A 15,721-nucleotide genomic window follows, 5' to 3' on the forward strand; every position below is an offset into this window, starting at 1 on the left:
GCCGGGGCCGCCGCTCGGGTGGCCGTGCCCGCGCCGGTACGGGCACGGCACGAGGACCAGCTGGTTGCTGGCACACCTGCTTGTCCGGCGCGCCGGCGGGGGCGACCGCGAGGACGGGGCACCCGCCCGAACGGCCCGCGAACGTCGCGCGCCGTCGACGGCAGACGCGGACCCCGGGCGGCGTCGCACGAGGGGCAACGGCGCGCGGGGTGCGAGTTCGCGGGCCACACCGGGCGCGCCGTCGACGGCGCAAGCGTGGCGGCTCCGCGCGCCGGCGCGCGGGCGACCGACGTCCGAGAGCGTCACGCGGCGCCTGGCAGGCGCCACTGCGCCCCGCGGGGGCGGTGCGAACAAGCGGCTCCGCCGGCCGGCGAAACCGCTTGTCATCCGTGGAGCTGAGGGGGATCGAACCCCTGACCTCTAGAGTGCGATTCTAGCGCTCTCCCAAACTGAGCTACAGCCCCGAGACGTAGGAGCCGACATGTAGCAGCGGCGTTTGCGCCTGTCAAGAGGCCGATCGAGGGCGTTCCGCGGCGGGCCGGTGCACGATCGCGTTTGACGCCGCGCTCCCCGCCGGCTACGTAGTCGGTATGACTGTCGCGACGATCCGGCCACCCCGCGGCGCGCCCGTCCCCGGCCGGCACCGCCGGTCGGTCGCGCCGCCGTGTGCGGAGGAGCCGTGATTTTCGTCGTGGCATTGGGCGGCCTCGCGCTCGGCGCGCTGCTCATCGCACTCATCGGCAAGTACTCGCCGGACGCCGCCGTCGCCCGCGCGCAACACGAGCGCCGCCGGGCCGAGGCGGCGGGCGAGGTCATCCATCCGGCCATGCCGTACGACGAATGGCGGCACCTCGTGATCGACCTGCTCGAGGCGCTCGGGTTTCACATCGCGCTCGAACATCAACAGCCGCACGGCATCGAGATCATCGCCCGGTCGACGGAACCGCTGCGCGAGAGCAAGTTCGTGGTCCGCGCGGTGCTCCAGCCGACCGGCGACGTGGTCACGCAGGCCGAGGTGCTCGACTTGATCGAGGCGGTCAAGGGGGACGGGGCGGCCAAGGGAATCCTGATGACCCCGTACCGCATCGATGCCGGCGGCCTGGGCGACGCGGATGCGCCGCTCGAACTGCTCGACGGTGCGCGCCTGCGCGCCCTGATCGAACGGCACATGCCGAAGAAGCTCGACGCGATCGAGGGCTATCGGGGCTTCTGATCGCGGCCGCCCGCCGCCGCCCGCGCCCGGCGCGCGCCGCTTCGTCGCGCCACGGCGCGTGCATCCGTGCATCGTCTCACGCGAGCCAAGTCGCCCGGCGTTGCGCCACTGCGGACGCCGCCGCCCGGCGCGCCGCCGCCTGCCGGGTCCGTTCGCCGGCGCCGGATTAGCGCTGCATGTCCTTGAGGATCTCGTCGCGGCGCCCCTGCTCGATGAGCCGGTCGTTGCGCCGCGCCTCCTTGAAGCCCCAGCCGAGAAAGAACGCGACCACGAACAGCATGCCGACGATCGGGATGTTGTCGGGCTTGAGCAGGATGAGTCGGAAGTTTTCCCACCATTCCATGGCGCTGGCTCCTGTGCGCGGCAGGCCGCCGCGGTCGATGTCGGGGACCGCCGGAGCATACGCGACCCCGCGCGGATTCGCGCTAGCATGTAGCGTCCAATACGGCGCCGTGTCAAGGGTACGACTGGATAAGCTCCTGGTTTCACGCGGGCTCGCCCCGTCGCGCGACCGCGCGCAGGCGCTCATCGCGGCGGGCGCGGTCGAGGTCGACGGCGTCGTCGCGCGCAAGGCCGCGTCGCAGGTCGCGCGGTCCGCCGCCGTGCGCGTGCGCGACGCCCCGCCGCCGCGATACGTGTCGCGCGGCGGCCTCAAGCTCGAACGCGGGCTCGACGCGTTCGGCATCGACCCGGCGGGAGCGGTCGCCCTCGACGTGGGCGCGTCCACCGGCGGCTTCACCGACGTGCTACTCCAGCGCGGCGCCGCGAGGGTGTACGCCCTCGACGTCGGCTACGGCCAGCTCGCGTGGTCGCTGCGCACCGACCCGCGCGTGGTCGTGATCGAGCGAAAGAACATCCGCTACGCGACGCGCGAACACATCCCCGAGGAGTGCGACCTCGCGGTCATCGACACCTCGTTCATCTCCTTGCGCCTCGTGTTGCCACCGGTCGCTGCCCTCATTGGCCCGGACAAGCCGATCGTCGCGCTCGTCAAGCCGCAGTTCGAGGTCGGCCGCGACAAGGTGGGCAAGGGGGGGGTCGTCCGCGACCCCGCGGACCGCCTCGCCGCGGTCGACGGCATCCGCGCGTGGGCGCGGCAGCACGGGTTCGCCGCCGGCGACGCGGTCGAGTCGCCGATCGCCGGGCCGGCGGGCAACGTCGAGTACTTGCTTTTGCTAAGGTCGCCCGCGTCATGAGGGTGCTCGTCACCGGCGCCGCCGGCTTCATCGGCTCGCACACCTGCGAGCGGCTCGTCGCTCGCGGCCACGACGTCGTGGGCCTCGATCGATTCGACGACTTCCTGTACCCGGCGGCGCCCAAGCGGGCCAACGCCGACGACCTGCGCGCGGCGCTGCCCGGCGACCGGTTCCGCCTCGTCGAGGGCGACATCTGCGACGGAGAACTCGTCGCGCGCCTCGTCGGCGACGTCGACGCCGTGTGCCACCTGGCCGCCCTCGCCGGCGTGCGCCCGTCGCTGCGCGACCCGCGCCGCTACGTGCGCGTCAACCTCGAGGGCACCCTGTCGGTGTTCGAGGCGTGCCGCGCCGCCGGCGTCCGGCGCGTGGCGTTCGCGTCGTCGAGTTCCGTGTACGGCAAGCGCGCGGCCGGCCGCGCGTTCCGCGAGGACGACCCGTGCCTCGAGCCGGCGTCGCCCTACGGCGCCACCAAGCGCGCCGGCGAACTCCTGTGTTCGACGTATCGCGACCTGTACGGGCTCGGCGTCAGCGCGCTGCGGTTCTTCACCGTCTACGGCCCGCGGCAGCGGCCGGACATGATGGTCCACAAACTGCTGCGCGCGGTCGTCACCGGCGAGCCGGTGCCGGTTTACGGCGACGGCACGTCGGCGCGGGACTACACGTTCATCGACGACATCGTCGCGGGCACCATCGCCGCCGTCGAGCGCGTGCAACCGGGCGCGTTCGAGATCTACAACCTCGGCGGCCACGAAACGACCACGTTGGCGGACCTCGTCGCGACCGTCGAGCGGGTCACCGGGCATCCGGTGCCGATCGACCGGCAACCGATGCAGCCGGGCGACGTGCCGCTCACGTTCGCCGACGTCACGAAAGCGGCGCGCGACCTCGACTACGCGCCGACGACCGACGTCGCCACGGGAATCGCCCGCTACTGGGAGTGGTTCCGCGGGCGGCCGATGCCGTAGTAGGCGAATCCGAGCCCGGCGAGTTCGGCCGGGTTCCACACGTTGCGGCCGTCGAACACGGCGCGCGTGCGCATCGCCGCCGCGACGCGCGAAAAGTCGGGCCGGCGAAACACCTTCCATTCCGTCACCAGCGCGAGCGCGTCCGCGCCCTCGACCGCGGCGTACATGTCCGGTGCGTACGTCACGCGGTCGCCGAGCTCGCGGCGCGCGGTGTCGATGGCCTGCGGGTCGTAGGCGGTCACCGCGGCGCCCGCCGCGAGCAGATCGTCGATCAGCGCGAGCGCGGGCGACTCGCGCACGTCGTCGGTCTCCGGTTTGAACGCGAGCCCCCACACGGCGATTCGCTTGCCGGTCAGCGTGCCTCCGTCGCCGCCGATCCGCTCGCGGATCCGCGCGCCCAGCACCCGCTTTTGCCGCTCGTTCGCCCGGTCGGCCGCCTCGACCACGCTGAGTTCGACCCCGTAGCCGCGCGCGGTGTGTGCCAGCGCGCGAATGTCCTTGGGAAAGCAGCTTCCGCCGAAGCCGGGACCCGGAAACAAGAACTTCGGCCCGATGCGCGGGTCGGAGCCGATGCCGCGGCGCACCGCTTCGATGTCTGCTCCGACTGCTTCCGCGAGCAGCGCCAACTCGTTCATGAACGAGATGCGCGTGGCGAGCATCGCGTTCGCCGCGTACTTGGCCAGCTCGGCCGACTGGACGTCGGTCACGAGTATCCGGTCGTTGGTGCGCACGAACGGCGCGTACAGGTTGCGCAACGTGGCAATGCCGCGCTCGTCGTCGCAGCCGACGATGACGCGCGCCGGCTTCATGAAGTCGTTGACCGCGTCCCCTTCCTTGAGGAACTCCGGGTTGGACGCGACCGCGAACGGGTGCCGGGTCTCTTCCGCGATGATTTCCCGGACGCGGCGCGCGGTGCCGACGGGCACGGTGCTCTTGGTCGCGATGACCGCCCACCCGGTGAGCGCTCGCCCGATCGAGCGCGCGGCGTCGAACACGTGTTCGAGGCGTGCGCCGCCGCCGTAGCTGCCCTGCGGCGTGCCGACCGCGATGAGCACCACGTCGGCGCCGGCGACCGCCTCGGCGACGTCGGTCGTAAACCGGAGCCGGCCGCCGGCCACGTTGCGGTCGACGATGGCGTCCAGGCCCGGCTCATAGATGGGCAGTTCGCCGCGGCGCAACCGGGCGACCCGGTCGGCGTCGATGTCCACGCACGTGACGTCGTTGCCGAAGTCCGAAAACCCTGCGCCGGCCACGAGGCCGACGTATCCCGTGCCGACAACTGCGATGCGCATGGGCCGACCCTACTCCAAAATCGCGCCGCGCCGCACGCCCGCACCCGGCCGAAGCGCCCGCGGGCGGCCCGCCGCCGCTACCGCGCGGCCGCGTGCCGGGGTACGCTTGCCGGCGTGTCGATCGAGGTCGCCCCGCTGTCGCACGACCATCTCGACGAAGCCGTCGCCCTGCTCGAGGCGTCGACACCGTTCGACCTCGCGGCGCGCGTGGCCGAGGAGAAGCTGTTCGGTGGCGCCCCGGCGGGCCCGGCGCGCGCGTTCGGCGCGCGCCGCGCCGGCGACCTGGCCGGCATCGTGGTCACGTCGGGCCGGTGGCTGCGCCTGTTCGTGGTCGCGCCGCGCCACCTCGGCCACGGGATCGGACGCGCCCTGCTCGACGCGGCCGAAGCCGACCTGCGCGCTCGCGGCGAGGCGCGCGCGCGCACGATGGACCAGCCGGGCAACTACCTGGCTCCCGGCATCGACGAGCGCAACGCCCCCACGATCGAGTGGTTCCGCCGCCGCGGCTACGCGCCCGTTCGCCGCAACACCAGCCTGGAGATCGACCTGCGCGACAACCCGAACGTGTCGGCCGCGCGCGCCCGCGCCCTCGCCGAGGCGGCCGCGGCGCGCGGCTACCAGGTGCGCCGCGCGTCGCGCGCCGACCGCGCCGCCCTGCGCCGCACGGTGGCCGGTGCGTTTTCGGAGGGCTGGGCGTTCGAGGTCGACCTGGCGCTGTCGACCACGCCCGAGGGCGTCCACGTCGCGGTCGCGCCGGACGGAACGATCGCCGCGTTCGCCGCGCACGACGGCAACAACCGCGGGTTGGGCTGGTTCGGGCCCGCCGGCACCCTGCCGGAGCATCGCGGCCGGGGGTTGGGCAGCGCCCTGCTCGTCGCGTGTCTCGAGGACGTGCGCGCCGCCGGCCACCGCACGTGCGTCGTGTCCTGGATTGGCCCGCGCGCATTTTATGACCGGGTGGCGGGCGTCGCAGGCGAGCGCCACTACGTCGTGCTCGAGAAGGCGCTGTGACCCGCGCGATGATCTTGTGCGCCGGCCTCGGCACCCGGCTCGGTCCTCTCGGCAAGGCGTACCCGAAGCCGCTGCTACCGATGTGCGACGTGCCGATCGTGCGCTACGGGATCGCCTTGCTCGTCGGCCACGGCATCCGCGACATCGTCATCAACACGCACTACCAACCCGAGCGGTTCCTCGCCGCGCTCGGCGACGGCACCGAGTTCGGCGCGCGGATCCGCTACTCGCACGAACCCGAGCTGCTCGGCACCGGCGGCGGCGTCAAACGCGCCCTGCCGTTGCTCGATCCCGACGGGGCCGACGAGCCGTTCTTCGTGGTCAACGGCAAGCTCGTGGTCGACGCCGATCTGCACGGATTGATGGCGGCGCATCGCGCCGCCGGCGACGTCCTCGCCACGCTGCTGGTCCGCCGCGTGCCGGACGCGGCGGACTGGGGTGCACTCGACGTCGGCCCTGACGGGCGCTTGCGCGACGTGTTCGCCGGCGGCGAGCACATGTTTTGCGGCGTTCACGTCGCGCGTCCGTCGGTGATCGCACGGCTGCCCGACGGCGAGGCCTGTTCGATCCGGCAAGGCTACCTGCCGTGGCTGCGCGCCGGCGCCGGCGCGATTGCCACCTTCGAGCACGCGGGCTACTTCGCCGAACACTCGACCCCCGAGCGCTACGTGCAGGGCAACATCGACCTGGCGCGCGGTGCGCGGCTGCGGTTTCCTCCCGCGCCGACGACCGGCGTCGACCCGGGCGCCGACGTGCACCCGACCGCCGAAGTCGTGCCGCCCGTGCGCATCGGTCCCGGCGCGCGCGTCGGCGCCGGCGCCCGCGTCGGGCCGGACGCGGTGGTGTGCCCGGGCGGAATCGTCCCGGCGGGGGCCCGCGTGACGCGCGCCGTCGTGTGGCCGGCGGCGCCCGGCGAGCCGCCGCCGCCGCCGATCGCGCTGCCGTGACCGCGGCGACGCGACCCGGCCGCGGCGATCGCACAGCGCGAGCCCCGCGGAGGCCGCGAGTTGGCCGCGGGGATCGGGCCGCGCGAGCCCGCGGAAGCCGCGAGTTGGCCGCGGGGATCGGGCCGCGCGAGCCCGCGGAAGCCGCGACCCGGCCGCGGGGATCGGGCCGCGCGAGCCCGCGGAAGCCGCGACCCGGCCGCGGCGTCACCGGCGCGGCGGCCGCGGGCACGTCGCCGGGTCGAGCGCGGCGTCCTTTTCGAAGCAGTCCTTGATGATGCGCCGCGCCGTGTGCTGTGCCTCGCGCAGCTCTCGCTGGCCGAGCGCCCCTTCCTTGCCGTTGAGCATCCCGAACAGTTGCGCCAGCGCCTCCGGCTGCGCCTGCGCCAGCCGGCACGACTCCGCCAACTCCGGCCGGGACTCCGCGCATGCGCACAGCCGCGCGACGTAGGCCTCGCATGCCTGGCGGCCGCGCTGTTGCTCCGCGTCCGACATCACCGGCGGCGCCGTCCACGGATCGGGCTCGTCGTCCGCTTTCTTCTTACATCCCGTCGCGCCGGCGATGCACGCGGCGGCGACGAGCGCGGCGCGGGTCCAGGCTCCGGTCACAGCGGTTCGATCCGGGCGAGCACGACCGTGATGTTGTCGATGCCGCCCTCTTCGTTGGCGCCCTCGATCAGCCGATCGACGGCCTTGTTGATGTCCGGCTCGCTGTCGAGCACGTGCGCGATCTGCGCGTCCGTGAGCATGCCGGACAGGCCATCGGAGCACAGCAGGTAGACGTCGCCGATCCGGGGCTGCTCGGTGAGGATATCGACCTGCACCGTCTCCTTCATGCCGAGCGCGCGCACGATCACGTTCTTGTGCGGCCAGTTCTGCGCCTCGTCGGCCGTGACTCGCTTCATCTTGATGTAGTCGTTGATGAGCGAGTGGTCCTCGGTCATCTGCGTGAGGCGACCGTCTCGATAGCGGTACACGCGGCTGTCTCCGACGTGGCCGATGAGCATCGTGTCGTCGAGGAAGTAGGTCGCGACCACGGTCGTGCCCATGCCCTTGCACTTGGCGTCCCTCTGGGCCAGCTCGTAGATTTCCAGGTTGGCCAGCATGATCGCCACCGTGAGCCGGTTGATGTCCGCGCGCAGGCCGCGGTCCACCTTGTAGGGCCATGTGAGCGGTTGCTGGTCGGCGGTTTCGAGGAAGTAGCGGACGATCGTCTCGACCGCCATCCGGCTGGCGACCTCGCCGGATGCGTGACCGCCCATGCCGTCCGCGACGATCGCGATCCGCTCGTGTTCCGGCAGGTACAACGCGTCCTCGTTGTGGTCGCGTTTGCGCCCCACATCGGTTTCGCCGGCGAACCGGACGCGCATGCCGTCGAGCGGGAACGAGACGCTCATGCGTGATCAACCTTACCAGCTTTACCATTTCAGACCAATTTCCCGAGTGTTACAATCGCGGACCATGCGCATCGCGACCGCAGTCGCCGCCGTCATCGCCGCGGCGCCCGGGTGGGCGCTCGCCCAGGACGTCGAGACGGTCAAGCCGTACATCGTGCTCATCCTCGACGTGTCCGGCTCGATGGACAGCGCCGTGAGCGGCCCGCCGGAGACGTGCTCGGGCGGCACATCGCGGTTCGACCACGCCCGCTGCGCCATCCAGAAGCTGGTCAACACGCACGGTGACGCCGTGTTCGCGCTCGCCCGGTTCCGCGCGGACGCGACCGGCGCGACGTGCAACGACTGCGACGGCGGCGGCATCGACTGCCAGGCGTGCAACGAGTCCAACGGCAACGGCTGCACATCGACGATGAACAGCCCGGACCGGTTCGAACTGCTCGTGCCGCTCACCGACGACAACGCCGACGCGATCTTGGCGTGGTCCAACTTCACATGCGGCGGCTGCGGCTACGACCCGGCGGTCGATCCGGAGATGGCGACGACCGGGTGGACGCCGATCGGCGGATCGCTGCGCGGCGCGCAGCGCTACTTCCAGGGCGCGGACCCGTTTTACGCGACGGACCTGGCACCGATCTACGGCGCCGCCCCGGGCGATCCGATCCGCAGCGATCCGCTCCGCGACAAGTTTTTGCCGAGCGGCGAGCAGTGCCGCCCGTACATCGTCATCTCGCTCACCGACGGCGACGAGACCTGCGAGCCGTTTTCCGGCACCCAGGCGGCGGCCGCGTCGCTGCTGTCGACTCCGGTCGACGTCGACGGCGACGGCACCCCCGAGGTCTATCGCGTCCAGACCAAGGCGATCGGCTTCGGCAAGGCGCCGTGCGATCCCCAGATCGAGGGCATCGCGCACGCCGGCGGCGCCCCGGACGACGGCGATCCCAACACGTGCGAGGGGTTCTACGCGCAAAACGAGGAGGAGCTGTCGATCGCGTTCAACCAGATCATCGCCGACACGCTCAAGATCGAGGTGTGCAACGGGATCGACGACGACTGCGACGGCCTGATCGACGAGGGCTTCCAGAAGTACTGCGACAAGGACGGCCGGCTCGGCCCGCCGACGTCGATGCCGGTCCTGTGCGTCGACCCGGGTGACGACTGCGACGGCGTCGATGACAACTGTTACATGGGCACCGACGACGAGCCGCCGGACCCGAGCATCCCCGAAGTGTGCGACGGCGTCGACAACGATTGCGACGGGCTCGTCGACGAGGGGGGCGTGTGCACCGGTTGCGGCACGCCCGAGGTGTGCGACGGCATCGACAACGACTGCGACGGCGAGGTCGACGAGGGCCTCACCCGCACGTGCGGCTTCGACCTGCCGCCGTGCACCGAAGGCACCGAGACTTGTGTGGCCGGCGAGTGGGTCGGCTGCGACGCGGTGCTGCCGCAACCCGAGGTGTGCGACGGCATCGACAACAACTGCGACGGCGCGGTCGACGGCATGTCCGAGACGTGTACCGACTTGCCCGACCCGCCGGGAAACCCGAACACCGGCGTCTGCACGCCCGGCGTCCACGTGTGCATCGACGGCGCGTGGGGCCCGTGCCTCGGCGAGGTCCAGCCGGGCGTCGAGGTGTGCGACGGGCTCGACAACGACTGCGACGGCGCGGTCGACGAGGACATCCCGAGCGTCGAGTGCGGCACCACGTGCGGCGTCGGCATGACCGAGTGCGTCGACGGGGAGCTGGTGTGCTCCGGCGGCACGACGTCGATGCCGGAGGAGTGCAACGGCTTCGACGACGACTGCGACGGGCTGGTGGACGAGGATCTCGGGACCATGGGACCGTGCGACGGTGGCGGGACGCTGTGCAGCCCGGGGGAGCTCGTGTGTGTGGCCGGCGAGTGGACCTGCGTCGGCGGCGAGCCCGCCGGCCCGGAGATCTGCGACTGCAAGGACAACGACTGCGATGGCGAGGTCGACGAGCAGCCGCCGGCGCTGTGCATGCCCGGTGCCACCTGCGTCGCCTGCCAGTGCGCGTTCCCGTGCGAGGACAACGAGTTCCCGTGCCCGGTCGGCCGCGTGTGCGTCGACGGGTACTGCCTCGTCGACCGGTGTTACGGCGTCGACTGCGGCCCGAACGAGGACGGCGACGCGACCGAGTGCGTCGACGGCACGTGCGAGCCGATCTGCGACCACGTAACCTGCCCGGACCCGCTCGTGTGTCGCCGCGACACCGGCGAGTGCGTCACGGACGACTGCGCCGGCTTCCCCGAGCGCTGCGGCGAGGGCGAGCTGTGCGTGGCCGGCGAGTGCGTCGCGGACCCGTGTTACGACGTCGCGTGCGCCGGCGCCGACGAATACTGCTACCAGGGCGACTGCGTGCGCTCCTGCGGCGCCGTGCAGTGTCCGGCGGGCCAGATCTGCCGGCTGGGCGCGTGCGAGGCCGACCCGTGCGCCGCGTCGCCCTGCGGTCCCGCGGAGGTGTGCGATCCGGCGGGCGGCACCTGCGAGCCGAACCGCTGCCTCGGCGTGACGTGCCCGGCCAGCGAGGCGTGCGATCCGCTCACCGGCGACTGCGGCCCCGACGTGTGCGCCGGCGTGCACTGCCCGCACCCGGGCGAGGTCTGCGTCGACGGCACGTGTTACGACCCGGACCAGGTCCACCCGCCCGACGCCGGGCCGCCGCCCGAGTTCGAATACGTATCGGCCGGCGGCGGCGGCTGCGGCTGTCGCGCCCCGGGCGACGGCGGCAGCGGCGGCGCGGGCGCGTGGCTCGTGGCGCTGGTGGCCGCCGCGCTGCGGCGGCGGCGCGGAGGCCGGCGATGACGCCGCGCGGGTGGGTCCTCGTCGCGGTCGCCGCCGCGGCGTCGGGCGCGGCCGGGTGCAGTTTCGATGCGTATTGCATCAACTGCGCGGTCGGCGATGGCGGGGCCGCGGACGCGCGCGGCCGCATCGACGCGGGCGACGGCGGCGCTCCGGCCGACGCCGGGCCGCGACCCGATGCCTGCGTGCCGAGCGGCGTCGAGGTGTGCGACGGCAAGGACAACGACTGCGACGGCACCGTCGACGAGGACGTGCCGGATGTCGGCGCGCCGTGCGGTACGGACGTCGGCGAGTGCGTCGCCGGCACGCTCGAGTGCGTCGACGGCGAGCTTCGCTGCGGCGGCGCCTACGTCGCGCCGGTGCCCGAGGTGTGCGACGGGCTCGACAACGACTGCGACGGCACCGTCGACAACGGCGATCCGGGCGGCGGCGCCGTGTGCGGCACGGACGTCGGCGAATGCAAAAGCGGGATCACCCAGTGCATCGACGGCGAGGTCCAGTGCGTCGGCGACCGCGGTCCGAGCCCCGAGGTGTGCGACGGCAAGGACAACGACTGCGACGGGGAGTTCGACGAGGGCACGCCCGCGAGCCCCGGCGCGTGCGGCACGACCGACGAGGGCGAGTGCGCGCTCGGCGTCGAGCAGTGCATCGGCGGCGTCATCCAGTGTGTCGGCAACGTCGAGCCGACGCTCGACGTGTGCGACGGCAAGGACAACGACTGCGACGGGACGGCCGACGAGGACTTCGATCTGATGTCGGACCCGACCCACTGCGGCGACTGCACGACCGCGTGCAGCGCACCGTTCGCGGTGCCGCGGTGCAACATGGGCGTCTGCGAGATCCTCACCTGCCTGCCGGGGCACCACGACCTCAACGGCGAATACGGCGACGGCTGCGAGTACGAATGCGAGATCCAGGGCGCCGAGGTGTGCGGCGACCCGGATGGCGACGGCAACGCGGACGAGGACTGCGACGGGCTGGTGGACGAGGATCTCGTTCCGCCCGACATCTGCGATCAAGACGGCGCGTGCGCCGGCACCGTGCCGGTGTGCACGCCGTCGGGCTGGGTGTGCCAGTACGCGCCGCCGGTGGAGACCGACGCATCCGGAGCGATCGTTCCCGAGACGCTGTGCGACGGCATCGACAACGACTGCGACGGGGAGATCGACGAGGCGTATCCCACGCTCGGCACCCCCTGCGACGACGGCAACCTCGGTGTGTGCAAGGGCACGGGCACCGTCCAGTGCACCGGGCCGACCACCGCGGAGTGCGTCATCACGTCGCCGGGCGGGACCGCCGGCCCCGAGGCGTGCAACGGGCTCGACGACGACTGCGACGGCGAGATCGACGAGGGCGACCTCAACGATTGGGCGGCGATCGCGGTCGGCGGCGTCACCCGCTACATCTTCCGCTACGAGGCATCGCGCCCCGACGCGACCGCCACCGACCCGGGCGCCAGCACCGCGCGCCCCTGCTCGAAGCCCGGCGCGCTGCCGTGGACGAACGTGACCTACCCCGAGGCGGCGGCCGCGTGCGCCGCCATCGGCGCGCGCCTGTGCACCGAGGCCGAGTGGCAGGCGGCGTGCGAGGCGCCGCGGTCGCCGGTGACGCAGGATTCGGGTCCCGGCAACCTGATCGTGCTCGAGGCCGAAGTGTTCGACGCGAACACGGCGGGTGTGACCGACACCTGGATCGTCGACACCGCCGAGGCGGGCTACAGCGGCAGCGCGGCGATGTACGCGCAACCGAACGACGGCGACAACTACAACACCGGTTACGAGACCAGCAGCCCACGACTCGACTACCAGGTCGACTTCGTGGCCACGGGCACACATTACGTGTGGATCCGCGGACTGGCAGAACAGAACCCGCAGAACCCGGGCAACAACGACTCCTGTCACGTCGGACTCGACGGCGTCGGCGTGTCGACCTCGGACCGGATCACCGGATTCAACTCGTCGTGGACCTGGTCGAGCACGACGATGGACGGCAACTCGCGCGCGCGGTTCGACGTGTCGACGCCCGGCGTCCACACGATCAATTTGTGGATGCGAGAGGACGGTCTTCGCGTCGACAAGATCGTCATCACCACCGATCCGGCGTATACGCCGACCAACGCGGGGCCGCCGTTCGGCTGCGGCTGGTCGTACGAGACGTCGTGCCGGACGTACCAACCCGATACGTGTAACGGCAACGACTACGACTGCGACCCCGCGCCCGGCGACCAGGATTGCCTGCTGCCGACGGGCGACCGCGCCGCCTGTTTCGCCGACTGGGGCAGCGCATCCGATCGCGTCTACGACCTGTCCGGCAACGTGAAGGAGTGGGCGCAGGCGCGCAGCCCCGGAGTCAACCCGCTGCGCGGCGGTTCGTACAACAACACCGCGGCCGGCATCTCGTGTTCCTTCGATTTCACGGTCGCCGACGACTCGTTCCTGTTTCCCAACGTCGGCTTCCGCTGCTGCCGCGACACGGCGCCGTAACCCGCCTGGACGACCCGCGCGTGGCCGCGCTATCCTTGCCAGCGATGGAAGCGGTGCGCGCGGGCTGGCTGCGGGCCGGACTGCTCGATGGCGTCGTCGAGGCGGACCCCACGATCGCCGGGGTCGCGGTGGCGGTGCTGGCGGCCGGCGCGGTGATCTACGTGGCGCTGGCGTGGCGCCGGCGCTCGGGTCGGCGCTGATGGCCGAGGTCGCGCGCGGAACCACTGGCGATCGGCCGCTCGCGCGGACGCTGTACGCGATCGCCGCCAAGCGGTTCACCGGCGAGTTCACCCTCACCGCGGCCGCCGGCGAGTACCGCATCGCGTGGCACGACGGCGCCATCGTCGCCGCGGCCGCGCCGGTCGGCGAGACCCTCGTCGACCGGGCGGCGGCCGTTTTTGGCGCGGGAGACGGCACGTTCGTCCTCGACAGCGACGCGACGCTGCGGCCGCAACCCGACGGCCCCGTCGACGTGCGGCGGGTCATCTTCGCCGGCCTCGTCACCTACGCGGACGCCGCGGCGCTCGAGCGCGACACCGCCCCCGTCGCGCAGCAGCCGTTTGCTCCGACGCCGCACGGCATGGCGGCGCTCGACCGGTTCGGCTTCGCGCCGGCGGATCAGCCGTGGCTCCGCCGCATCGTCGAAGAGCCCGGCCCGCTCGCGGATCTGCTCGACGCCGACCCGACGGCCGACCATCGACGCGTCCGCGCGATCGTCGCGGCGCTGCTCGCCACCGATGCGGTCGCCCCGGCCGGGGCGTCGCCGGCCGGAGCCGCCCCGGAGTCGGCCACCGCCGACCCGCACGCCGACCTCCGCGCGCTCGTCACCGCCAAGGCGGACGCGATCGCGCGCGGCGCCGACCACTTCGAGTTGCTCGGCATCGCGCGCGACGCGACGGCCGAGCAGATCCGCGCCGCATATTTCGCGCTCGCCAAGCAGATCCATCCCGACCGCGTGCGCCAGCTCGGCGCCGCGGATCTCGCCGCCGCCGCCGGCAAGGTGTTCGCGCGCGCCAACGAGGCGTTCGCCGTGCTCGGCGACGACGCCAAGCGGGCCGAGTACGTCGCGCAGCTGGCCGCCGGCGGACCCGCCGCCGAAGACGCGATGCTGCGCGTGTTCGAGGCCGAAGAGAAGTTCCGCCTCGGCGAGATGGCGCTCAAGCGCGGGCACTACCAGCAGGCGCTCGCCGACTTCGACAAGGCGGTCGAACTCAACCCCGACGAGGGCGAGCATCACGCCATGGCCGCCTACGCGCGGTTCATGGACGCGGCGGACAAGGCCGCGGTGTTCCCGCAGGTCGCCCGCCAGTTCCGCCGGGCGATCGCGCTCGCGCCGAACAACGCCAACGTGTTCTACTTTCGCGGCAAGGTCGCCAAGGAGGTCGGCGACCTCGACGGCGCGATGTATTGCTTTCAGCGGGCGCTCGCGCTCGACAAGGCGCACGAACCGGCGTTCCGCGAGCGGAAGGCGCTCGCCGAGCGGCTCGCCGCCACGCAGGCCGCGGACTCGCCCCGGCGCGAACGCGCGCGTCGCGGCCTGCTCGGCGCGCTACGCCGGTGAGCGGTTCGGGCGCGGCGTCCGCTCACGCGCCGGCGCCGCCGCGCGGGAACCACCGCTCGATCGTATCGACGATGGCGTGCGCCTGCTTCTCGCTCGAGATGTTGAAGCTCGACTGCTTGCGATACTGGCCGCCCGACTTCTTGTAGCGGACGATCGCCACCTTCGGCGGCCGCCACTGGTCCGTCTTGCGGTCCAGCTCCTGGAACTTGAACATGACGGTCGCCCACGCGCCTTTCGACAGCACCTCGCGGTCGAGCTCCTTGCGCACCAGGCGGCCTTCGTCTTCGTAATCGTACGTCAGTTCGTCGAGTGTTTCGGCCATCGCTGCCTTCCTTGTGAAAAACGCATCCGGGGCGGTCACCGACACGCGGCGGACGGTGGCGCGACTACGAACCTCCGCCCGCGCGTGCGCCGTCGCCGTCTCGCGCGGCGTCCTCGCCCCCCGCGCCGCCGCCGTCTCGCGCGGCGTCCTCACCCCCCGCGCCGCCGCCGTCTCGCGCGGCGTCCTCGCCCCCCGCGCCGCCGAGCCGCCGCCGAACGTCCTGGTCCACGTCGACGAAGCGGACGTCCATGTGGCCGCCGCCGTCTCGCGTCACCTTGACGACCCGCGCACGGACCCTCACGGCGTCGCCGCTGCCGCCCACCTCGAGCGTCACGACGTCGTCGACGTCCAGCAACACCGGTCCGCACAGGCGCGCACCCTCGGCGGTGACTTCGGTCGCGTCGAACATCTCGTAGCGCACCGGTTCCGCCCCCGCGGCGCCTCCTGCGGGCACCACGATCGCCGCGGGCATCTTGCGGTCGGCCGTCATCTACTCGTAGCCTCGGGCGTGGC

Annotated in this window: 13 protein-coding genes and 1 tRNA gene; 8 read left to right on the forward strand and 6 right to left on the reverse strand. The window is 72.4% G+C overall.

Going from position 1 to position 15,721, the window contains the following annotated elements:
- Window positions 1–390: 390 nt before the first annotated feature.
- Window positions 391–464 (reverse strand) — tRNA-Ala (locus D6689_05420).
- A 215-nt stretch (window positions 465–679) separates the two neighbouring features.
- On the opposite strand from D6689_05420, the gene D6689_05425 reads away from it, so the two are divergent.
- The 3 genes from D6689_05425 to D6689_05435 all read left to right on the forward strand — a co-directional run bounded on the left by D6689_05425 (window position 680) and on the right by D6689_05435 (window position 3,374).
- Window positions 680–1,213: a hypothetical protein gene (locus D6689_05425; GenBank protein RMH43292.1), complete on the forward strand. Its 534-nt coding sequence runs from the start codon at window positions 680–682 to the stop codon at window positions 1,211–1,213.
- 452 nt (window positions 1,214–1,665) lie between these two features.
- Window positions 1,666–2,409 carry a TlyA family RNA methyltransferase gene (locus tag D6689_05430; GenBank protein RMH43293.1) on the forward strand — a complete coding sequence of 248 codons (744 nt, stop codon included), beginning with the start codon at window positions 1,666–1,668 and terminating at the stop codon, window positions 2,407–2,409.
- A complete protein-coding gene (locus D6689_05435) occupies window positions 2,406–3,374 on the forward strand; it encodes an NAD-dependent epimerase/dehydratase family protein (protein ID RMH43294.1) in 969 nt (322 codons plus the stop codon). The genes D6689_05430 and D6689_05435 overlap by 4 nt, the downstream gene beginning before the upstream one ends.
- Here D6689_05435 and D6689_05440 read toward each other — a convergent pair.
- A complete protein-coding gene (locus D6689_05440; protein ID RMH43295.1) occupies window positions 3,338–4,666 on the reverse strand; it encodes a UDP-glucose/GDP-mannose dehydrogenase family protein in 1,329 nt (442 codons plus the stop codon). The genes D6689_05435 and D6689_05440 overlap by 37 nt on opposite strands.
- Before the next feature lie 114 nt (window positions 4,667–4,780).
- On the opposite strand from D6689_05440, the gene D6689_05445 reads away from it, so the two are divergent.
- Both D6689_05445 and D6689_05450 read left to right on the forward strand, forming a co-directional pair.
- Window positions 4,781–5,677 carry a GNAT family N-acetyltransferase gene (locus D6689_05445; protein RMH43296.1) on the forward strand — a complete coding sequence of 299 codons (897 nt, stop codon included), beginning with the start codon at window positions 4,781–4,783 and terminating at the stop codon, window positions 5,675–5,677.
- Window positions 5,678–5,685: 8 nt separating this feature from the next.
- Complete coding sequence (locus tag D6689_05450) at window positions 5,686–6,624, forward strand: NDP-sugar synthase (GenBank protein RMH43297.1); 939 nt, start codon at window positions 5,686–5,688, stop codon at window positions 6,622–6,624.
- Window positions 6,625–6,828: 204 nt separating this feature from the next.
- Here the strand turns inward: D6689_05450 and D6689_05455 are convergent, their stop codons facing one another.
- Both D6689_05455 and D6689_05460 read right to left on the reverse strand, forming a co-directional pair.
- Window positions 6,829–7,230 (reverse strand): hypothetical protein, encoded by a 402-nt coding sequence (locus D6689_05455; protein RMH43298.1) that lies wholly within the window; start codon window positions 7,228–7,230, stop codon window positions 6,829–6,831.
- Window positions 7,227–7,991 carry a Stp1/IreP family PP2C-type Ser/Thr phosphatase gene (locus D6689_05460; protein RMH43299.1) on the reverse strand — a complete coding sequence of 255 codons (765 nt, stop codon included), beginning with the start codon at window positions 7,989–7,991 and terminating at the stop codon, window positions 7,227–7,229. Before D6689_05460 ends, D6689_05455 begins: the two co-directional genes overlap by 4 nt.
- Between D6689_05460 and D6689_05465 the strand changes: the two genes are divergently transcribed.
- The 3 genes from D6689_05465 to D6689_05475 all read left to right on the forward strand — a co-directional run bounded on the left by D6689_05465 (window position 7,990) and on the right by D6689_05475 (window position 14,886).
- Window positions 7,990–10,845 carry a VWA domain-containing protein gene (locus D6689_05465; protein RMH43300.1) on the forward strand — a complete coding sequence of 952 codons (2,856 nt, stop codon included), beginning with the start codon at window positions 7,990–7,992 and terminating at the stop codon, window positions 10,843–10,845. The two genes, D6689_05460 and D6689_05465, sit on opposite strands and share 2 nt — an antisense overlap.
- Complete coding sequence (locus tag D6689_05470) at window positions 10,788–13,325, forward strand: hypothetical protein (GenBank protein RMH43301.1); 2,538 nt, start codon at window positions 10,788–10,790, stop codon at window positions 13,323–13,325. Before D6689_05465 ends, D6689_05470 begins: the two co-directional genes overlap by 58 nt.
- Window positions 13,326–13,497: 172 nt before the next feature.
- Window positions 13,498–14,886 carry a tetratricopeptide repeat protein gene (locus D6689_05475; GenBank protein ID RMH43302.1) on the forward strand — a complete coding sequence of 463 codons (1,389 nt, stop codon included), beginning with the start codon at window positions 13,498–13,500 and terminating at the stop codon, window positions 14,884–14,886.
- A 22-nt stretch (window positions 14,887–14,908) separates the two neighbouring features.
- Here the strand turns inward: D6689_05475 and D6689_05480 are convergent, their stop codons facing one another.
- Together D6689_05480 and D6689_05485 are read right to left on the reverse strand one after the other, a co-directional pair.
- The gene (locus D6689_05480; protein RMH43303.1) at window positions 14,909–15,208 is read right to left on the reverse strand and encodes a hypothetical protein; all 300 of its coding nucleotides are present in this window, start codon (window positions 15,206–15,208) and stop codon (window positions 14,909–14,911) included.
- A gap of 64 nt (window positions 15,209–15,272) precedes the next feature.
- Window positions 15,273–15,698: a hypothetical protein gene (locus D6689_05485; GenBank protein RMH43304.1), complete on the reverse strand. Its 426-nt coding sequence runs from the start codon at window positions 15,696–15,698 to the stop codon at window positions 15,273–15,275.
- Between the last annotated feature and the right edge of the window lie 23 nt (window positions 15,699–15,721).

The organism is Deltaproteobacteria bacterium (assembly GCA_003696105.1).
In the GTDB taxonomy this organism is placed as follows: Bacteria; Myxococcota_A; Polyangia; order Haliangiales; family J016; genus J016.